This window comes from Dactylosporangium sp. NPDC048998 (genome assembly GCF_043197855.1).
Lineage (GTDB): Bacteria > Actinomycetota > Actinomycetes > Mycobacteriales > Micromonosporaceae > Dactylosporangium.
Genome location: NZ_JBICTV010000005.1, coordinates 267,249 through 286,869, shown reverse-complemented (window position 1 = coordinate 286,869; position 19,621 = coordinate 267,249). Strand labels below are relative to the sequence as shown.

Below are 19,621 nucleotides of genomic sequence, written 5' to 3'. Positions count from 1 at the left end.
TCAGGTCCCCGTCAGGTGTTCGGGGCGCACCGGGACCCGCCGCAGCTCCAGCCCGGTGGCGGCGCGGATCGCGGCGACGATCGCGGGCGTGGAGGAGATCGTCGGGGGCTCCCCGACGCCGCGCAGCCCGTACGGCGACTCGGGATCGCCGAGCTCGAGCACGTCGATGCGCATCGGCGGCACGTCGAGGATCGTCGGGATCAGGTAGTCGGTGAACGAAGGGTTGCGGATCAGCCCGTCGACGACCTGGATCTCCTCCATGACGGCCAGGCCGAGGCCCTGGGCGGTGCCGCCGGCGATCTGGCCGCGCACCGACTGCGGGTGCAGGGCCCGGCCGACGTCCTGCGCGGTGGCGATCTCCACCACCCGGACCAGGCCCAGCTCGACGTCGACGTCGACGGTGGCCCGATGCGCGGCGAACGCGTACTGCACGTGGGCGTCGCCCTGCCCGGTGTGCGGGTCGATCGGGAACGTGGGCCGGTGCCGCCACTCGACGGTCCGCTCGACCGGCCGGTCGCCGAGGACGGCGGCAAGGTCGGCGACGACCTCGCCGCTCGCGGTGAGCAGCTTGCCGCCGGCGAGCCGGCCGCCGGCGATCCCGGCGCGGCTGAGCACCTCGTCGCGCACGGCCTCGCAGGCCGCCTTCACCGCGCCGCCGGTGACGTAGGTCTGCCGCGACGCCGAGGAGGAGCCGGCGCTGCCGACCGAGGTGTCGGCGGTCGCCACGGTCACCCGGTCGACCCCGAGCTCGGTGCGGGCGATCTGCGCCTGGACGGTGACCAGGCCCTGGCCGACCTCGGCGGCGGCGGTGTGCACGACCGCGGCCGCCTCGCCGCCGACGACCTCCAGCCGCACCCGGGCGGTCGAGTAGTCGTCGAAGCCCTCGGAGAAGCCGACGTTCTTGATGCCGATGCCGTAGCCGACGCCGCGGCGCACGCCCTCGCCGCGGGTGGTGTTGGCCACGCCGCCGGGCAGCTCGCGAGGGTCCGTGGCGGCCGGGTCACGCGGGGGCGGCGGCGGCAGGTCGCGCACCCGGCGCAGCAGCTCGGCGACCGGGGCGGGGCCGGAGACGACCTGGCCGGTGGGCATGGTGTCGCCGGGCTCCAACGCGTTGCGGGCGCGCAGCTCGACCGGGTCGAGGCCGAGCGCGGCGGCGAGCTTGTCCATCTGCGACTCGTAGGCGAAGCAGGCCTGGACGGCGCCGAAGCCGCGCATCGCCCCGCACGGCGGGTTGTTGGTGTAGACGGCGTAGCCGTCCATGGTGACGGTGGGCACGCGGTACGGGCCGACGCCGAGCGTGGTGGCGTTGGCGACGACCGCCATCGACGTGGAAGCGTAGGCGCCGCCGTCGAGCACGATGCGGGCCCGGACGTAGACGAGCCGGCCGTCGGTGTCGGCGCCGTGCTCGTAGCGCAGCCGGGCGGGGTGGCGGTGCACGTGGCCGAAGAACGACTCCTCGCGGGAGTAGACCATCTTCACCGGGCGCCCGGTGTGCAGCGCCAGCATGCACGCGTGGACCTGCATCGACACGTCCTCGCGGCCGCCGAACGCGCCGCCGACGCCGGCCAGGCTGAGCCGGACCTTGTCGTGCGGCAGGCCGAGGCAGTCGGCGACCTGGCCGAGGTCGCCGTGCAGCCACTGGGTGGCGATGTACAGCTCGACGCCGCCGTCCTCGGCGGGGATGGCGAGGCCGGACTCCGGGCCGAGGAACGCCTGGTCCTGCATGCCGACCTCGTACTCGCCGGTGACGACGACCGGCGCGGTGACATCCTGCGGCCCCTTGCGGATCGGCACGTGCCGCAGCAGGTTGCCGGACTCACCGGACTCATGGACCCGGTCCGCAGCGGGGTCCAGCGCCGCCTCGCCGTCCACGACGGGGGTCAGCACCTCGTACTCGACGGCGATGCGGGCGGCCGCCCGCCGGGCCGTCTCGGGGTGGTCGGCGGCGACGATCGCCACCGGCTCGCCGGCGTAGCGGACCTGGCCCATCGCCAGCACCGGCTGGTCGCGGTGCTCCAGGCCGTAGTGCTTGGCGCCGGGCACGTCCTCGGCCGTGAGCACGGCGTGCACGCCGGGCATCGCCAGGGCTGCGGTGATGTCGATGCCGGCGATGCGGGCCCGCGGGTGGGGGCTGCGCAGCGTGGCGCCCCAGAGCATCCGGTCGGCCCACAGGTCGGAGGAGAACGCGAACTCGCCGGTGACCTTCAGCGTGCCGTCGGGCCGGACCGGCGAGGTGCCGATCCCGTTCGCGACGGCGCTCGTGACGGCGCTGGTCATCGCAGCTCCTTCGCGGCCCGGGCCAGCGAGGCCGCCAGTGCCGGCTCGTCCACGGTGGACAGCGCGCCGTCCTCGACCACGGCGCGCCCGCCGACGAGCAGCAGCCGCAGCGGCGCCGGCGGGCCGAGCACCAGCGCGGCGACCGGATCGGCGATGCCGGCGTGGCCGATCCCGTCGAGGCGCCACAGCGCGATGTCGGCGAGCTTGCCGGGCTCGAGCGAGCCGAGCTCGCCGTCGCGGCCGAGGCAGCGGGCCCCGCCGATGGTGCCCAGGGCCAGGGACTCGCGGGCGGTCAGCGCGGCCGGGCCGCCGCGCAGCCGGGCCAGGTAGAGGGCCTGGCGTAACTCGGCGCCGAGCTGCCCGGCCTCCTGGGAGGCGGCGCCGTCGACGCCGAGGCCGACCGGCACCCGCGCGTCGAGCAGGTCACGGACCGGGGCGATGCCGGCCCCGAGGCGGCCGTTGGAGCTGGGGCAGTGCGCGACGCCGGTGCCGGTGGCGCCGAGCCGGGCGATCGCGGCCGGGTCGAGGTGCACGGCGTGGGCGAGCCAGACGTCCTCGCCGAGCCAGCCGAGGCTCTCCGCGTACTGCACCGGGGTGCAGCCGTGGACCTCCCGGCAGTACGCCTGCTCCTCGACCGTCTCGGCGAGGTGCGTGTGCAGCCGCACGCCCGCGGATCGGGCCAGCTCGGCGGCCTCCCGCATGAGCCGCGGGGTGACCGAGAACGGGCTGCACGGCGCGACCGCGATGCGCACCATGGCGCCCGGGGACGGGTCGTGAAACCGGTCGATCGCCGCCTTGGTGGCGGCGAGCGCGGCGTCGGTGTCCTCGACGACGGTGTCGGGCGGCAGGCCGCCGTCCTTGGCCGACAGGTCCATCGAGCCGCGGCACGGGTGGAAGCGCAGCCCGACCGTCGCGGCCGCGTCGATCTCGGCGGCGAGCACGTCGCCGCCGTCGCGCGGGAACACGTACTGGTGGTCGGTGCTCGTCGTGCACCCGGACAGCGCGAGCTGGGCGAGGCCGGCGGCCGCGGCGGCGTGCACGATGCCGGCGTCGATGCGGGCCCAGACGGGGTACAGCTCGGTCAGCCAGCCGAACAGGATCTCCTGCTGGGCGTAGCCGCGAGTCGCCCACTGGTAGAGGTGGTGGTGGGTGTTTACCAGGCCCGGGGTGGCCAGGCAGCCGCGGCCGTCGACCCGGGTGACGCTCTCGTCGCCGCGGTAGGGTCCGGCGCCGACGGCGGCGATCCGGTCGCCGGAGACGACGATGTGCCCGTCGGCGTGCTCGGTGCCGTCGGCGTCGACGGTCGCGATGGCGCAGCCCTCGATGACGATCATTTCGCGGCCGCCAGCCTGACCGCGGCGACGATGTGCTCGTAGCCGGTGCAGCGGCACAGGTTGCCGGCCAGGGCCTCGCGGATGTCCGCCTCGCCGGGGTCCGGGTCGCGCCGCAGCAGGTCGTGCACGGCGACGATGAGCCCGGGAGTGCAGAATCCGCACTGGACGGCGCCGGCCTCCAGGAACGCCTGCTGGATCGGGTGCAGCGCGCCTGCCTGGTCACGGCGGGCCAGCCCCTCGACGGTGCGCACCTCGCGCCCCTCCGCCTGGCCCGCCGCGACCAGGCAGGCGCACACCGGGGTGCCGTCCAGGTAGACCGTGCAGGAGCCGCACTCGCCCTGCTCGCACGCGTTCTTGGCGCCGGGCAGGCCGAGCCGCTCGCGCAGCACGTAGAGCAGGCTCTCGCCCTCCCACACGTCGTCGGCGGCCATGGCCTCGCCGTTGACGGTCACGTTCACCCGCATCGGTACTCCTGCCTGTACTCGTGCCTGTACTCGTCCCAGGCCCAGCGCAGCGTCCGTGCGCCGAGGACGGCCAGGGCGTGCCGGCGGTACGCGGCGCTGCCCCGCACGTCGTCGATCGGCCTGGCCGCCTCGGCGACGAGCTCGCCGAAGCGGCGGACCGTCGCGTCGCTCAGCGGAGCCCGGCTCTCCCACGGCAGTTCGGCCGCGAACGACTCGGCGCCGGTCGCGCGCAGCGGGGTCGGCCCGGCGGAGCCGATCCCGGTGCCGGCGGTGCGCCGGGCCGGGTCGAGCGCGACGGCGAACGAGCACACGGCGATGACCATGGCGTTGCGGGTGCCGACCTTGGCGAACTGCTGCGCGCCGGCGGCCGGCGGGACGAGGAACGCGGCGATGAGCTCGTCGGAGGCCAGGGCGCTGCGCTTGGGGCCGGTGAAGAAGTCGGCGGCCTCGATGCGGCGCACGCCGCGCACGGAGGCGACCTCGACCGCGGCGCCGGCGGCCAGCAGCGGCGGGTGGGCGTCGCCGGCCGGGGACGCGGAGCCGAGATTGCCGCCGACGGTGCCGCGGTTGCGGATCTGCGGCGAGCCGACCGTGCGGGCCGCCATCGCCAGGCCGGGCAGGCGGCCGCCGAGCTCGTCGATGATGCGGCGGTACGTCACCCCGGCGCCGACGCGCAGCACGTCCCCGTCGGCGCCCCAATCGGTGAGCTCGGCGATCCTGGTCAGGTCCAGCAGCGCGGCCGGCCGGCGGCGGTCGAAGTTGAGCTCCACCATCACGTCGGTGCCCCCGGCGATCGGCACGGCGCCGGGGTGGGCGGCCTTGGCGGCGAGCGCCTCGTCCCAGGTGGACGGTCTCAGAAAGTCCACGCGACCTCCTCGGGGATCGCCACGCCGGGGCGGCGCACCACGCCCTCGATGAGCCCGTACGGGCGGTCCGCGGCGAAATACACCTCGTTGGGGTTGTCCAGGCCGAACGGCGCCAGGTCGACGAGGAAGTGGTGCCGGTTGGGCAGCGACAGCTTCACCTCGAGCACGTCGGGGCAGGCCTCCAGCACCCGCGAGCCCATCGCGAACAGCGTCTGCTGCAGCGCGTAGCTGTAGGTGTCGGCGAACGCCTCGACGAGGGCCGCCCGGGCCTTCGCGCCGTCGGCCGGCCCGGCGGCGGTGCGCCAGGTGGCGTCGACGGAGGTGGCCAGGATCCGGTCGCGGGTCTCCGGCAGCGTGGTGTAGCGGTCCCGGACGTAGCCGTGGAACTCCGAGTCGGTCGTCTTCAGCAGCACCAGGCCGGTGACGCCGGAGACGGTCCGGGTGCCGTAGTGTCCATGGTGGACGGTCGCCGTGCGCACCTCGCCGCCGTCGCGGCGGAAGGTGTGCCGGCCGTCGACGTCCTGCCAGGGATACTGCTCGACGGCGACCCGAGCCTCGTGGACGCTCGGCTGCGACGACACGAAGTGCTCGGCCAGGCGCGCCGCGAACGTCTCGATGTCGTCGATGCCGAACTCTCGAGCGAACGCGTAGACGGTGTTCTTCTGCGTGTCGGTGGGCAGCACCGCGGCGTTGTCGCCGGTCAGGTGGCTCGCGGCGAGGTCGCCGCGCAGGGCGACGCTGACGTTGAGATCGGTGATGCGGTCACCGCCGGCGCCGCGCTCGACGCGCACGAGGCGGGTCTCGGCCTTGCCGTACTGGTTCGGGCCCAGCTCGAAGGTCGGCATGCCTCAGCTCCCCCGGTAGGTCGAGTATCCGAACGGGCTCAGCAGCAGCGGCACGTGGTGGTGGCACGCGTCGGCGATCGTGAACGTAATCGCGACCTCGGGGAAGAACGCGTCCGGCCCGAGGTAGGCGGCGGTGTCGATCACCATCCGGTAGCGGCCGGTGCCGACGTCCTCCCAGCGCAACCGCCCGTCGAGGTCGGTCTGCCCCTCGCCGATGAAGATGTGGTCGGCCGTCTCCAGCCGGATCGGCACCCCAGCCGCCGGTATGCCGCGGGCCGTGTCCAGGACGTGCGTAGACAGGCTCATGCGGCCGCTCCGCCACGGCCGCATGACCTAAACCTGCGCTCCGTATCGCTCATGCCGTCACCTCCGCTTCGCTCCGGCAGCGGCATGAGTCGCACCTGCGTTTCCGATGAGCGGCCACTCCGCTCCGCTCCGTACCGCTCATGCCGTCACCTCCGCTTCGCTCCGGCAGCGGCATGAGTCGCATCTGCGTTTCCGATGAGCGGCCACTCCGCTCCGCTCCGTACCGCTCATGCGGCCTCGACCGACTCGGCGAGGCGCTCCAGGCGCAGCTCGACGATCTTGCGCAGCTCGCCGCGGACGACCGTCCGCTCGGTCTCCTCGTCGTTGCCCAGCCGTCCGCGGGCGGCGGCCAGGATGTCCTCGGCGGACCGGCCGGTGGCGAAGATCAGGAACAAGTGGCCGAAGCGGCGCTCGTAGGCCTCGTTGACCTCGGCCAGCTCGCGCGCGGAGCCCTCCACCCCGGCCTGCTCACGGCGCGACCAGGCCGCCTCGGCGCCGTCCCCGGTGGGTCTCTGCCCGATCCGCGGATGGGCGGCCAGCACCTGCGCCAGGTCGGGCCAGCCCAGCTCGTCGAACGCGTTGACACCGGCCACGACCAGGTCGGCCGGCGTCGGATACGGCCTGGCGGCGGCCACGCGGGCGGCCCAGCCGGGCGACGCGCAGCACGCGAGCAGGGCCTCCTCGGCGGCCTCGGGCGCGAGGCCGTTGAACCGATCGAGCATGGCACCCCTCTCGTATCCCCGGACAGTACTCCGGGGATGTCTCTTGTCCAGCCCTTCGGGATCATGTCCAGTATCCGCGTTTTGTCCGGAGCCGCGAGGTGAGAGCGCGGAAACGGAAGCGTCATGTACGCGAAACCGCCGATGCCGCCAAGGCGTCGAGATTGTTGGCGTGCGTCAACATCGCGTCGGACGGGAGCCGCGCCCGTGACGGTTCTGCGCGGCGCACCCTCGCCGACGGCCGGATCGCCGATGTCGACCTGCGGCTCGTCAGCGCACGATCTGGTCCACGTCGGACAGTGCCACGTGCTGGCGCACGTCCGGGCGCCGCGGTGCGCTGCTCGCCTCCCGGATCGTGACGCCGTCGACGTGCCGAAAGAAGTACCCGTACGCGGGGCTGTCCCCGGTCAGGAACGAGCTCTCCGGATACAGCCCCGCGTACTCGGCGGGCTCCGGCGGCACCGTGCGCGCCCCGCCGGGCACCCACTGGTGCACCTCGCTGAGCAGGACGTCGTAGAGCCGGTACGTCGTGCCGTCCAGCGACTGCCCGGTGGCCATCGACGGCGCGGCCAGCCCGGTCCCGGTGATGCTCTCGAAGTGCACGCCGTCGATCGGGCCGGGCGGGTTGGGCGACTCCGCCCGCTTGCCGGCCAGCACGAAGAACAGCCGCAGCGCGTGGTCGACGGTGATGCGGCGGAACGTGATGTTGGAGACCGTCGCGCCGTCCACCGACGCGATGGTGAGCGCGGCCTTGTCGACGTTCTTGACCAGCACGTCCTCGACGACCACGTTGCGGAAGGAGCCGCGGCTCTCGGTGCCGAACTTGACGCCGTTGGCCCGCTGGGAGTGCCCGACGGAGGACAGCCGGACCAGCGCGCTGTCCACGCCGGTGGTGTAGGACTTGAAGCAGATGGCGTCGTCGTCGGACCAGACGTTGACCCGCTCGATCAGCACGCCGCGGCTGTCCACGATGTCGATGCCGTCGCGGTTGGCGTACAGGTTGCTGTCGATGTTCACGTCGGCGATGAGCACGCCGTCGGCCTCGGCCGGGACGATCGCCCAGGCCGCGGCGTTGCGGATGAAGACGTTGCGGACGCTGATGTTGCGGCCCTTGGTCAGGAACATCAGCGTCGGGCGGATCGTGTCGTTGCCGCCGCTGCGCTCGATGGCCCACTCGGGCTTGGTGCCGTTGCCGTCGATGGTCCCGCCGCCGTCGATGCCGATGTTGTCGGCGCCCGCGGAGAGGATCAGCGTGCGCCGCCGCCCGCCGATCGACGGCGTGCCCGCCGTGGTGGCGTCGAACAAGGGGTAGGCGTCGTCGTTCTGGGTGCCCAGCAGGACCGCGTCGCGGTTGACCCACAGCGTCATGTTCGACTTCAGCCGGATCGTGCCGGACAGGAACACGCCGCCGGAGAGCAGAACCGAGCCGTTGGCCGGCACGTCGTCGATGGCCCGCTGGATGGCCGCGGTGTCGTCGGTGACGCCGTCGCCGGCGGCGTTGTAGGGGGCCTTGCGCACGTCGACGACGGTGCCCGGCGGGGACTGCACCGGGCTGGTGAAGGCCATGACCTTGTCGAAGGTCAGGCCGCCCGCGTCGCGGACGCCGAACAGCAGCCGGCCGATGTCGTCCGCCTGGTCCCGAAACGCCCACCGCGGGACCAGCTGCTGGTTCTGCGCGGGCGGGTCGATGCGGCGGCCGTCGACGAACACGTCGAAGCGCTGGGTCGGGACGTCGAGCACGAGCCGGATCGTGAGCCACTCGTCCGCGGTGAACGAGACGAGCCGGCTGCGCGAGCGGCCGTTGTCGTACACCAGCCAGCCGTCGCTGAACTCGATCGCCGCGACCGTGCGGCCCTGCGAGGTCTGCGCGCCGAGCGCGGTCCGGGCGCCCTCGAGCGTGTCGGTGCGCACCGTGGCCTGCGCGATCACCGTGCCGCGCTGCGCGTCGAACCGGCGCACGGCCGTGGCCTCGCCGGCGCCCGTCCGGGTGAGCGTGGCGCTGCGGTCGTCGTTGCTGGGCACCGCCGCCACCTGGAGGCTCCCGTCCCGGCTCAGCTCGTACCCGGTGGGCCGCGAGCCCAGCGAGGCGTCGTCGAACTGGTCGAGGACGAGGTAGTCGACCGAGGGGTCGGGGATGCGATGGGCGTTGACGTCGTCGAGGTACATCGTGCCCGGGTTGCCGCCGCCCGCGGTGATCCTGGCGATGCCGGCGGCCCGGCTCTGCCACGGCTGGGAGGCGAGCGCGCGGCGGCCGTCGACGTAGAGGTCGTACCGCTGGTCGCCGGTCCGCAGCACCAGGCGCAGCGCGTACCACCGCTGCGCCTGGGCCGGGGTCGCGTCGCGGCCGGTGGCCATCTCGGCCAACCGGCCGTCGCGGACCGCGACGGTGGCCACCGGTTGCCCCTCAGGCCCCTTGACGGTCAGCACGTCGAGGCGGCCGTCGGTCTGCTCCACCCAGACCCGCGCCGCGACCTCCACGGTGCCCTCCAGGGTGGCGAAGCTCCGCGTCACGCGCGTCCCGGCCCCGATCTTGAGGCTGCGGTCGGTCTCGTCGGGGAACGGCACGACGCCGGCGCCGCCCGCGCCGTCGACCTTCCAGCCCTGCGGCGGCCCGCCGAGCACCCCGCCGTTGAAGTCGCTCGCGTCGTAGGACCAGCTGTGCACGGGGCTGACGCCGTTGGTCACCGGCTTCTCGCCGCCCCCGCCGGGGTTGCGCTCGGCGCCGTCGCCGGAGTCACCGGTGCAGCCGCCCGCGGTCAGGGCGACCGCGAGCACGACGGTAGCGACGAGTGCCCGGCTTCTCACGCCATCTCCCCCAGCCGGTTCAGGATCGGGCCGCGACGGTGGCCGCCGGCACCGGAGCGGGTTGCCGGGCACTGGGCAGCGCGAGCACGACGAACGAGTACACGACCATGGCGAACGACGAGCCGGCGAGGTATCCGACCGGACCCCACCACACCGTGGCCAGCGGCACCAGCACGACCGCCAGCACCAGCATGACCCAGCGGGCCCGCAGCAGCACGGCGAACTCGCCGCGGATGAACTTGCTCAGCGAGGTGCCGAACGACAGGCCGAGCGCGACCTTCTCGGCGGCCGCCGCGACCAGCACGGCGCCGACCGGGATGAACGCGAACGCGGGGACGATGCCGCGGCCGACGAACACCGCGAGGGCGAGCAGCCCGCCGCCGAGCACCATCAGCCCGGCCGACACCACGCCGTCGCGCAGGTCCTGGGCCGTCGTGGTGAGCACCTCGGCCTTGCGCCGGTAGATGAGCACCCGGCGCAGGGTGATGGACAGGAACGACAGCGGCGCGAAGACCTGTTGCAGGACGCGCACCGCGCCGAGTGTGGCCGGGGCCGCGACGAACGCGGTGACCTGCAGCGCGAGGACCGGGGTGAGGCCGACCAGGAGCGCGTCGAGCGAGGCCGAGCCCATGAGCCCGCGGCGCGAGCGCACCCACGCCGACAGGCCGCGCAGCCGGGGCCGCCGGTGCACGCGCAGCGCGGCGGCGAGGAAGAACGCGATGTTGACCCCGGCCCACGACAGGCAGACGCCCATGGGCATGTGCATGGCCGCGAACACGGCCATGAGCCCCGCCTGCGCGACGAGCCACAGGCCGGCGTCGGCGAACGCCGCGCGGGGCGTCCCGCTGGCCACGTCGGCCGACCGGCCGATGTCCAGCGCGATCGCGAACGGGATGCCGGCGGCGTAGACGATCGCGTAGCCGGGCGAGCCGGCCGGCACGAGCACCGCCGAGAGCACCGCGACCGCCGCGCCGACCTGGCCGCCGAGCAGGGCGGCCGTGACCGACCAGCGGCACGCGCGGGGATCGGCGCGCCGCTCGGCGTTGGCGTCGGTCAGCAGCGTCGCCTCGGACAGGCTGCGCTGCAGCACGCCGCAGGTCAGCTGGAACACCAGCACCGCGCCGGCGGTGGCGCCGACCGCCTCGAGCCCGCCCGCGTACGCCAGCGACAGGCTGAACACCAGGCTCGTGCCCATCAGGGCGAGCTGGCTCAACGTGAGGGCGAGGCTGGGCCAGGCCGCCTTGCTCAGCCGCCCCCGTAACGACGGACTCATCGGCGCGACTCCGCGCGCGGCGCGAGGACGCGCTGGACGGCGAGGGCGACGGCGTGCTCCAGGGGCAGTGTGGACTGCGGCCGGGCCGGCGGCGCCGCGCCGCCATGCGCACCGTCGACGAGCGCGGCCAGCGCCCGGGCCGCCGCGGCGGGGTCGTCGAAGTCGGCGAAGCCGAACCGGCCGCCGGAGACCGCCGCCGCCTCGGGCAGGCCGCCCACGGGCGAGATCAGCATGGGCAGCCCGCGCCGGCCCACCTCGACGGCGACCCGGCCGAACGGCTCCATCCACTTGGACGGGATCAGCACCAGGTCGACCCGCGCGCAGAACGCGTCGACCTCCATGTGGCCGGCGAACTCGACCGGCAGCGACTCCTGCTCGGCCAGCGCGACGAGCGTCCGGACGTAGCCGGGGTCGCCCTCGCCGGCCACCAGCATGGACACCGCCTTGCCGGTGCCGCGGCGGTAGGCGGCGGTCGCGCGGATGGCCGACTCGATGCCCTTCACCGCGTCGATCCGGCCGATGTACCCCGTGACGAGGTCGCCGGCGACCCGGCGCGGGGCCCGCGGCGGCATGGCGGCGCCGAGCATCGGGTAGCCGACGAGGCTCGTGGCGGGCGTCGTCAGGCCGGCGGCGACCAGCTCGGTCTGCACGAACCCGGAGACGCAGACGCCGATCCCGGACTCCGGCTGCGCGGCGCGCATGATCCGCGTCTTCACCCCGCACTCGCCGCACACGCTGGCGCACGAGGAGCCGCCCTTGAGGCGGGAGCGCCGCCAGCAGGTGTCGCTCAGGTCGTGGTAGACGCGCACGAACCGCGTCCCGGTGGACCGGGCGTTGCGCACCAGCCACGGGCCGGTCCGGGAGACGTTGGTCGCGACGACGACGTCCGGCCCGAACGCCCTGATCCGCCGCGCGAGGCGCCGTGCGACGGGCGGCCACAGCCACGCGGTCAGGAACTCCATGCCGCGCCGGGCCTTGGAGTCCACGTGCGCGCGGCGGGCGAAGGGGCGGCGCACGGCATGCACGGTCAGCGGGCCGTCGGTGTACTCCCGCTCCTGCGCGGCGGGCACGAAGATCTCGACCCGGGCAAATCGGGACAGCTCCATCGCCGCGGCGCGGGCGGAGCGCTCGGCACCGCCGACCGTCTCCGGCCACCACCAGTCGGCCAGTACCGCGATCTTCGGTGTCGGTCCGTTCATGCCCCTGCCTTCGCTGGAATCCGCCGCCCGGCCGGGCGCGCACCGCCGCGGGCGTCGTCTGGATCGGGTGGCCTGGTAAGGCCCCAGGACCGGAAGCGCCAGCCGACGACCGCGACGACCAGCAGGCCGAACGCCGCGCCGACGAGCGGGATCTGTGCGCCCAGCGGGCCCCGCAGCATCCCGATCTGGCACGCGGCGAACAATACCGCCACGGCCATCAGCAGGCCGATCCGGCCGCTGTCGACGGAGCGGTCCAGGCGGGCCGCCAGCCGCCCGTAGAAGAAGAACACCACCACCACGCCGGCGATGGAGAACTCGACGGCGACCTCGGCCCAGAACGGCAGCGCCAGGTTCTGGAAGGTGTAGCCGCGGCTGGCGGCCACCACGTTGCCGGCCGCGATCGACTTGCCCGGCCACATCGACCGGGGCACGAAGAACAGCAGCGCCGAGATCAGGTGGCGGCCCCACGTGTGGCCGTGCGCGTGCACGTAGTAGACGGAGTTGACGGTCTGCTGGAATCCGTCGAAGTCGTACGTGTAATAGGCGTCCAGGCCCAGCCGGAGGCTGCCGCGGGACTTGTCGTTGCGGAAGAGGTTGGCCAGCGGGTACACGACCGCCAGGCCGCCGAGCATGCCGGCGGAGAACAGGGTCCGCCACAGCTGCCGGTTGAAGCGCACCAGGGCGAACACGGCGGCGAGCATGACGGTGAAGGTGGCGAACCGGTTGGCGGTCAGCGGGTTGTTGTAGATGATGTTGAGCAGCGCGGCGACGGCGGTGGTGGCCAGGAGGATCTGCCTGGCCTTCGGGGTCGCGTGGTTGCGGTCGCGCACGCAGAGCAGGCACAGCACGAGGGCGACGAGGCACACGGCGGCGGGCAGCGTGCTGAGCAGCCCGGCGAGCGCCTGGTCCTTGCCGTCGACCAGCCCGGCGCGCTTGATCGCCCCCTGCAGGTCGTCGCGCGTGGTGAAGCGGACCACGAGGCCGCCGGTCTGCGGCAGGCACACGGCGGTCAGCAGGGCGGCGAGGCCGGTCACCACGATCGCCTTCTCGATCGTCACGGTGAACCGCGGTGCCCGCGGCACACTGAGGGCCGGCTCGCCGCGGCCGTACCCCGCCCAGTACGTGACCACGGCCACCAGCAGGATGATCTGCGCGGTCACGTAGTACTGGCGCAGGGGCAGGTCCGGCCAGGGCATCACGTTGTCGCGGAGCTGGATCAGCGGCGCGACGCCCACCCAGACCGTCACGAACGACCAGAACGTGACGGCGACCGGCGCGAACGAGCCGGAGAAGGTGACCTGGTAGAGCGCGGTGAGACAGACCGCGACGGCGACGAGGCCGAGCGCACCCGCGAGCGTCGGGTGCGGCAGGACCAGCAGGACGCCGAGCAGGGCGATGACCGCCGCGCCGGCGACCGCCGCGACGACCGAGGAGGCGCGCGGCCGCTGCCGGGCCGCGTGCCGAAACCTTGGTTGCCGGCCGTCAGGAGGCGTCATCGGCGATCCACGACGCGATCCGCGCCTTGAACACGTCGGCGGAGAAGTTCCAGGCGTGCGCGCGGATCCGGTCACGGTCGAGCTGCCCGACGTGGCGCAGCGCCGCCGCGTACTCCACCGGCTCGAGCGAGTCGAGCAGGAAGCCGGTCTCGCCCTGCACCACGGTCTCCAGCAGCCCGCCGCGGCTCACGCCGAGCACGGGCGTGCCGCAGGCCTGCGCCTCGACGGGGATGATGCCGAAGTCCTCGTGCGCGGGGAACAGCAGCGCGTAAGCGCCCCAGTACAGCTCCCGCAGCCGCTCCCGCGACGGCTGGCGCTCGAAGCGCACCGGGACGGCGGCCGCCTCCGCGGCGCGCCGCAGATTCGCCTCCTCCGGGCCGGAGCCGGCGATCACCAGCGGGATGCCGGACGCGTTGGCGATCCGGATGATGACGTCGAAGTTCTTGTACGGAATCCACCGCCCGACGCCGAGCAGGTAGCCGCGCTCCTGGCGGCGCTGGTGCTCGGGCGCCTCGGCGAAGTACTGCACGTCGACGGGCGGGTGGATCACCCGGCAGTCGCGGTTCCAGAAGCGCCGCAGCCGCGTCTGCACCTCCCGCGAGTTGGCGGCGTAGCTGTGCACGTGCCGGCTCAGCCGCACGTCGGCGGCCTGCAGCGCCTTACGCGGCAGCGTCAGCAGACCGTTGGAGCCGCGGCCGTCGAAGTCGGGGCTCCAGACGTACCGCGCGGGCGAGTGCACATAGCTGAGGTAGCGGGTCTCCTCGGGGCTGCCCATCTTGACGGTGTGCGCGAAGGCGTGGCTGGAGGAGATGACGACGTCGAAGTGCTCGCGGGTGAGCGTGCGCCAGGTCAGCGGCATCACCGGCAGCGCCAGCGGCTTGGCGTGGCGCAGCGGGGTGCGCGCGAGCCACGACTCCTGGAACCCGGCGCCGCGCTGCGCGTCCGCGTCGCGCCAGAGCACGAACGGCTTCGCCTGCGGAACGACCTCGTGCATGGCGACGAAGACGTTCTCGGATCCGCCGGTGACGGCGAACCACTCGTGCACCAGCGCGATCGACTTCCCCGGCAGTAGCACGGGTCGCGCTCCGGCGCCCGCGACGCCCTCCCGCAGGTCATCCACGGCGAATCCTCCCTGAATCCGAGCTGTGCGGTGTTTTGCCGGCGCGGGGTGGTCCCGCCGGCGCGATCACGGCCGGGCCGCCTGGCGCCGGTCGGCCGGCCCGTCGTGCAGCGTCCGCCAGGGCAGCACGACGGTCTCGTCGTTGGCCGGTACGGCGGGCATGACCACGGTCGCGTCCGGGTCGGCGCGGCCCGGCGGGCCGGCGCCGAGGTCCGAGCGGGCCAGCACGACGGTGGCATCGGCGTCCACCTGCACGGGCTGCACGGGCGGCACCGGCGCAGGCGGCACGGGAACAGGCGGCATGGGCACGGCCGGCATGAGCACGGTCGGCTGCGACTCCGGCTCGGCCAAGGGAACGGGCACGGGCCGCTGTGTCCCGGCGCTCGGCTCGGGCGCCCGCCGGGCGGCCAGCAGCCGCCCCACGCGCTGCGCGACGAGGCTGATCAGCACGACCAGGGCGGCGCCGATCACGACGGCAAGCAGGTATTGCAGCCAGGTCGCCTGGTTCGCCACCGAGTCGCCCTCGGTGTCCAGCCGCTGCGCCGCCCGGTCGCGGTAGGTGTGCGCCGCGATGTGCTTCGGGTCCATCTTGAGCACCGCGTCGAACTTGCCGACCGCGACGGAGAAGCGGCCGTCGAAGTAGGCGGCCAGCGCGTCGCGGTAGGCCCGGTCGACGTCGCTGAGGTCGTTGGTGACCTTGGCCTGCTCCAGCAGCCTGCTGAGGTGCAGCTGCGTGATGAGGTCGTGCGTCGGTTCGCCCGGCGAGTTGGGGTCGGTGTCGAGCAGGGCGACCAGTCGCCCGCGGGTGTCCACGACCGCGCCGCCGCGGGCGTCGGGGCCGACGTCGCCGTTGATGCCGATCCGGTTGGTCGCGGTGCGGCCGGTCACGGTGACGGTCTTGGCACGCACGGTGTACGAGCCGGCGGCGGACTCGCTGCTCGCCGTGCCGTAGCCGATGCCGATGACGGTGTCGCCCGGCCGCGGGTCGGCGTCCGGGGCCAGCTCGACGACCGGCAGGTGCTCCCCCTGCAGCCGAACGACCGCCGCGTTGCCGCCGTCGGCCGGCAGCGCCGACTGGATCGTGCCGGGGATGGCGGGGTCGGTGTTGAGCTCCGGTGTCGCGATGTCGAACTGCCCCCACACCGCCACCTGCGGCTTGGCGGTCGCCTTCTCGCCGGTGAACGACGACGTCGCCTGCATCGAGGTGACGTACTCGTCGACCTTGTCGGCGGCGAGCTGCCCCTGCGTGACGAGGTCGCGACCGAGGCGGTACAGCGCGTTGACGAGAAGGATCTCGTCGCTCGGCTGGACGCACAGGGTCGTGGTCAGCACGTCGCCCTGCGTGTCGACGACGACGCCGCTGCACCGGCGCACCACGACCACCGGTTCCTTGGCCCGCGGCTGGCCGGTCTTGGTGTCGCGGAGCACGCCTGTGTACGTCGCCTCGAGGTACACGACGGACGGGCCGGCGACCGCGATCGCCGGCTCGTTGCGGGTGTACGTCGGGGACGGGGCCGCAGCCGCGGGAACACACACGGTGACGGCCGGCAGCGTGCCCAGCAGTGCGACGGTCGCCGCGAAGGTGCCGCGTCGGCGCCGCAACGCCAGGCTAATGAACATGTCGTCTCCGGACGGCGAGGGGTGGGTGCCGCCGTTCAGAGAGCATTCTAGGCGTTCCGCGACCGGTACCGGACCCCCGGCCGGCCGTCACCGACCGCCGCCGCGGAACACCTCGGCCACCGTCCGCAGCACCACCTTCGCGTCGAGCCAGATCGACCAATTCTCGATGTAGTAGTTGTCGAAGCGGGCGCGGTCGGAGATCGGGGTGTCCCCGCGCAGGCCGCTGACCTGGGCCAGGCCGGTCAGGCCGACGGGCACGCGGTGGCGCATCGCGTAGTCCGGGTGCTCGGCGGAGAACTGGTCCACGAAGTACGGCCGCTCGGGCCGCGGCCCGACGATCGTCATGTCCCCGCGCAGGATGTTCCACAGCTGGGGCAGCTCGTCCAGGGAGGTGCGGCGCAAGAAACGCCCGACCGGCCCGACCCGCGGGTCGTGCGCCACGGACCAGTTGGTCTGCGACTCCTTCTCGTTCACCGGGCGCATCGAGCGGAACTTGATGAGCTGGAAAGGCTTGCCGTAGCGGCCGATGCGCTGCTGCCGGAAGAAGATGCCCGGCCCGCCCTCGAGCCGGACGGCGATCGCGCACAGCAGCAGGATCGGGGTGAGCGCCAGCAGCGCGATCGAGGACAGCACGACGTCGCAGGCGCGCTTGACGAACCACTTCAGGCCGCTCAGCGTGGGGCGGCGCACGCGCACCACCGGGATCGCGCCGATGTGGTCGGGGCTGCTGCCCTGCGCGCTGAACTCGCGCAGCCGGGGGACCATCCAGAGGTCGTACCGCGCCGTCTCGGGAGAGCGCACCACCGGCAGCAGCCTGGACTCGGGGCAGTCGATGTCCGCGATGATGATCACGTCGCAGTCGACCATCTTCGCGATCTCCTCCAGATCGTCGAAGAGGCCGATCAGCGGCGTGCTCTCCTTGAGGTCGTGGACGGTCGTCTCGACGTCGACGAAGCCCGCGAAGCGCAGCCCGTACTGAGGGTAGCGGCGCAGCAGCCGGGCCAGCTCGATCGCGACCGGGCCGCCGCCGAGGATGATCGCGCTGTGTTCGACCCAGCGCTTGCGCCGGGCGAAGCGCACCGACGTGTAGTTCATCGCGCGGCCGAGCAGCACAAACGTCGCCGACACGGCGACCACGCGCAGGAAGGACGCCAGGTTTTCGGGGGAGGAGTGCCGGATCGCCACGACGAGGCTCACCATCGCGCACGCGATGAGCATCCGGCCGATCAGCGTGGGCAGGTCGTCGAGGAAGCTCAGGTGCCGGCGGGCGCTGTACAGGCCGCCGACGGCGAACAGGGCGGCGCTGAGCGCGGCCGCCACGAGGATGCTCTTCCAGTGCTGCTGGTAGCGCAGCGCGGGCAGGGCGAACGCCGTGATGTCGAGGGGGATCGAGAGCATCCACATGCGCAGCGCGCGGGTCTTGCGGGCCACCGGCGAGCCGAGGTAGGGCATGACGACGGTCGAGCCGGCGATCCGGGCCGCCAGGTCGGGCGACGGCCGCGACGAGGGGTCGCCGCGGTGCCGCCCCTCCTGAGGTTCCTGGAGTTGCCGGGGTTCCTGGGGTTGCTGGGGGATCCGCGGCTCGCGGCGCGGAGCGTCGGCCGGTGCGTACTCGAAGGTCCGGTCAAGGTCGATGCCGTCGTCGGCGCCGTCACGCTGCGCGGGCACCCAGAGATCGCCGGCCGCCGTCCCGGCGCGGTCGCGGCCAGTTCGCTCGTGATCGATCAGGTCGTCGTCGTGCATCCCCATCACCGGTCGCGGTATCGGATTGGCTTCGTCGTCGGCAGTGGGCGCAATTCGTCCTGGTTCCAGTTGCATGATTTCCCCCGCCAAGCGACGAACCGCCTCGTCGCGTCCGATGGTTGTGGATGTTAAGACCAAGCCGTCGGCTTTCACCACCCTGCCCGGTTGCAGGACCAGCACCTATGAGAGACGCGTCACATTTACTTGGCGCGACAAGGGACATATCGCTGCGGCCGTCATGTCGGATTAGCGGCCATTACTCCATTTCATTACTTTGATATTTCGGACAATGTGGACAGACACCCCCATTGCACGGACGGTGACGTCGGCGCGGGGCCCGACGCGACACCCTTGACCCGACCGGCCGGTACCTGGATCCGGGCCGGTGTCAGTACCATCCTCGCCATGCCAACGGGAGAACCGTTTACCGACAGTGACACGACCGTCGTCGAGCGGATTCCTGCGCCCCGGCGCGGGCGGCGCAGCGACGGGCCGGACCGCAACGATCCGGGCAATCCGGGCAGCGGCACGACGGCACCCAAGCCTCGGCGCCGCCGGAAGAAGATCCTGCTGATCATCGCCGCGTCGCTGGTCGTGGTGATCGGCGTCAGCCTGCTCGGGGTTAGCCTCTGGCTCAACTCGGTGGCCGGGGACGTCAAGCGGGTCGACGCGTTCAAGGACGTCCCCGAGGCGGACCGGCCGACGAAGGTCGCGGGGAACGCGATGAACTTCCTGCTGCTGGGCAGCGACACGCGGGACCCGGACAGCAAGGACGGCTCGCGCAGCGACACGATCATCATCCTGCACCTGGACAAGGGCCACAAAAAGGCGCAGATGGTGTCGATCCCGCGCGACACGTGGGTGTACATCCCCAAGTCGCAGACCAGCCAGTACGGCAATACCGACGCGAAGATCAACGCGGCGTACGCCTGGGGCGGTGTGCCCCTGGTCGTGCAGACCGTGGAGAAGTTCACCGGGGTGCGCATCGACCACGTCGCCATCGTCGACTTCTCCGGGTTCAGGGAGATCGTGGATGCCCTCGGCGGCGTCGAGATCAACGTGACCGAGAGCTTCAACTCGACGCACTCGCTCAACCCGGACGGCAAGCGGCACTTCGACAAGGGCCTGCAGACGATGGACGGCGCCATGGCGCTGGACTACTCGCGCGAGCGGTATGCGTTCAAGGACGGCGACTTCGCCCGCATCCAGCACCAGCAGCAGGTCATCAAGGCCATCCTCAACAAGGCGGCCTCGGGCGGCACGCTGACGAGCCCGACCAAGCTCAACTCGTTCCTGCACGCCACCGCGGACGCGGTCATCGTCGACGACACGCTCAACATCTTCGACATGGCGATGGAGCTGCGAAACCTGCGCGGCGACGACCTGAGCTTCTACACGAGCCCGACGAAGGGCACCGGGATGATCGGCTCGCAGAGCGTCGTGCTGGCCGACAACGACAAGGTCAAGCCGTTCTACGACGCCCTGCGCGAGGACAACCCGATCCCGACCCCGACCAAGTAACCCCGCTCTGCAACGAAACGGACGAAACGACCG

The 19,621-nt window shown here is 72.9% G+C and carries 15 protein-coding genes; 1 reads left to right on the top strand and 14 read right to left on the bottom strand.

Annotated elements, in window-relative coordinates; translation table 11 throughout:
• The 14 genes from pucD to ACGFI8_RS14965 form a co-directional block, all read right to left on the bottom strand.
• A complete protein-coding gene (gene pucD, locus ACGFI8_RS15030; protein ID WP_392804588.1) occupies positions 1-2,277 on the bottom strand; it encodes a xanthine dehydrogenase subunit D in 2,277 nt (758 codons plus the stop codon).
• A complete protein-coding gene (locus tag ACGFI8_RS15025) occupies positions 2,274-3,611 on the bottom strand; it encodes an 8-oxoguanine deaminase (protein ID WP_392804586.1) in 1,338 nt (445 codons plus the stop codon). Before ACGFI8_RS15025 ends, pucD begins: the two co-directional genes overlap by 4 nt.
• Positions 3,608-4,075, bottom strand: a complete 468-nt coding sequence (locus tag ACGFI8_RS15020; RefSeq protein WP_392804585.1) for a (2Fe-2S)-binding protein — start codon at positions 4,073-4,075, stop codon at positions 3,608-3,610. Before ACGFI8_RS15020 ends, ACGFI8_RS15025 begins: the two co-directional genes overlap by 4 nt.
• Positions 4,066-4,941 (bottom strand): FAD binding domain-containing protein, encoded by an 876-nt coding sequence (locus ACGFI8_RS15015; protein WP_392804583.1) that lies wholly within the window; start codon positions 4,939-4,941, stop codon positions 4,066-4,068. Before ACGFI8_RS15015 ends, ACGFI8_RS15020 begins: the two co-directional genes overlap by 10 nt.
• Entirely contained in the window at positions 4,929-5,786 is an 858-nt protein-coding gene (gene pucL / locus ACGFI8_RS15010) for a factor-independent urate hydroxylase (RefSeq protein ID WP_392804581.1), read from the bottom strand. Before pucL ends, ACGFI8_RS15015 begins: the two co-directional genes overlap by 13 nt.
• Positions 5,787-5,789: 3 nt before the next feature.
• Positions 5,790-6,092, bottom strand: a complete 303-nt coding sequence (gene uraH / locus ACGFI8_RS15005) for a hydroxyisourate hydrolase (protein ID WP_392804578.1) — start codon at positions 6,090-6,092, stop codon at positions 5,790-5,792.
• Between the two features lie 227 nt (positions 6,093-6,319).
• Entirely contained in the window at positions 6,320-6,814 is a 495-nt protein-coding gene (uraD, locus tag ACGFI8_RS15000; protein ID WP_392804575.1) for a 2-oxo-4-hydroxy-4-carboxy-5-ureidoimidazoline decarboxylase, read from the bottom strand.
• Between the two features lie 267 nt (positions 6,815-7,081).
• Positions 7,082-9,616: a glycoside hydrolase family 28 protein gene (locus ACGFI8_RS14995; protein ID WP_392804572.1), complete on the bottom strand. Its 2,535-nt coding sequence runs from the start codon at positions 9,614-9,616 to the stop codon at positions 7,082-7,084.
• A 19-nt stretch (positions 9,617-9,635) separates the two neighbouring features.
• On the bottom strand, positions 9,636-10,889 hold the full coding sequence (locus tag ACGFI8_RS14990) for a hypothetical protein (RefSeq protein WP_392804570.1): 1,254 nt from the start codon (positions 10,887-10,889) through the stop codon (positions 9,636-9,638).
• Positions 10,886-12,088: a glycosyltransferase gene (locus ACGFI8_RS14985; RefSeq protein WP_392804568.1), complete on the bottom strand. Its 1,203-nt coding sequence runs from the start codon at positions 12,086-12,088 to the stop codon at positions 10,886-10,888. Before ACGFI8_RS14985 ends, ACGFI8_RS14990 begins: the two co-directional genes overlap by 4 nt.
• Complete coding sequence (locus tag ACGFI8_RS14980) at positions 12,085-13,584, bottom strand: O-antigen polymerase (protein ID WP_392804565.1); 1,500 nt, start codon at positions 13,582-13,584, stop codon at positions 12,085-12,087. Before ACGFI8_RS14980 ends, ACGFI8_RS14985 begins: the two co-directional genes overlap by 4 nt.
• The gene (locus ACGFI8_RS14975) at positions 13,571-14,704 is read right to left on the bottom strand and encodes a glycosyltransferase (protein ID WP_392804563.1); all 1,134 of its coding nucleotides are present in this window, start codon (positions 14,702-14,704) and stop codon (positions 13,571-13,573) included. The genes ACGFI8_RS14980 and ACGFI8_RS14975 overlap by 14 nt, the downstream gene beginning before the upstream one ends.
• Before the next feature lie 66 nt (positions 14,705-14,770).
• Positions 14,771-16,324 (bottom strand): serine protease, encoded by a 1,554-nt coding sequence (locus ACGFI8_RS14970; RefSeq protein ID WP_392804560.1) that lies wholly within the window; start codon positions 16,322-16,324, stop codon positions 14,771-14,773.
• An 87-nt stretch (positions 16,325-16,411) separates the two neighbouring features.
• Positions 16,412-18,067, bottom strand: coding sequence for a sugar transferase (locus ACGFI8_RS14965; protein WP_392804558.1), 1,656 nt, complete (start codon positions 18,065-18,067; stop codon positions 16,412-16,414).
• Between the two features lie 570 nt (positions 18,068-18,637).
• Between ACGFI8_RS14965 and ACGFI8_RS14960 the strand changes: the two genes are divergently transcribed.
• Entirely contained in the window at positions 18,638-19,588 is a 951-nt protein-coding gene (locus ACGFI8_RS14960) for an LCP family protein (protein ID WP_392805379.1), read from the top strand.
• Positions 19,589-19,621: the final 33 nt, after the last annotated feature.

Excerpts from the sequence above, each read along its gene's own strand:
- pucD (WP_392804588.1), bottom strand. The coding sequence starts at position 2,277 with ATGACCAGCGCCGTCACGAGCGCCGTCGCGAACGGGATCGGCACCTCG.
- ACGFI8_RS15025 (WP_392804586.1), bottom strand. The coding sequence starts at position 3,611 with ATGATCGTCATCGAGGGCTGCGCCATCGCGACCGTCGACGCCGACGGC.
- ACGFI8_RS15020 (WP_392804585.1), bottom strand. The coding sequence starts at position 4,075 with ATGCGGGTGAACGTGACCGTCAACGGCGAGGCCATGGCCGCCGACGAC.
- pucL (WP_392804581.1), bottom strand. The coding sequence starts at position 5,786 with ATGCCGACCTTCGAGCTGGGCCCGAACCAGTACGGCAAGGCCGAGACC.
- uraH (WP_392804578.1), bottom strand. The coding sequence starts at position 6,092 with ATGAGCCTGTCTACGCACGTCCTGGACACGGCCCGCGGCATACCGGCG.
- uraD (WP_392804575.1), bottom strand. The coding sequence starts at position 6,814 with ATGCTCGATCGGTTCAACGGCCTCGCGCCCGAGGCCGCCGAGGAGGCC.
- ACGFI8_RS14990 (WP_392804570.1), bottom strand. The coding sequence starts at position 10,889 with ATGAGTCCGTCGTTACGGGGGCGGCTGAGCAAGGCGGCCTGGCCCAGC.
- ACGFI8_RS14985 (WP_392804568.1), bottom strand. The coding sequence starts at position 12,088 with ATGAACGGACCGACACCGAAGATCGCGGTACTGGCCGACTGGTGGTGG.
- ACGFI8_RS14980 (WP_392804565.1), bottom strand. The coding sequence starts at position 13,584 with ATGACGCCTCCTGACGGCCGGCAACCAAGGTTTCGGCACGCGGCCCGG.
- ACGFI8_RS14970 (WP_392804560.1), bottom strand. The coding sequence starts at position 16,324 with ATGTTCATTAGCCTGGCGTTGCGGCGCCGACGCGGCACCTTCGCGGCG.
- ACGFI8_RS14965 (WP_392804558.1), bottom strand. The coding sequence starts at position 18,067 with ATGCACGACGACGACCTGATCGATCACGAGCGAACTGGCCGCGACCGC.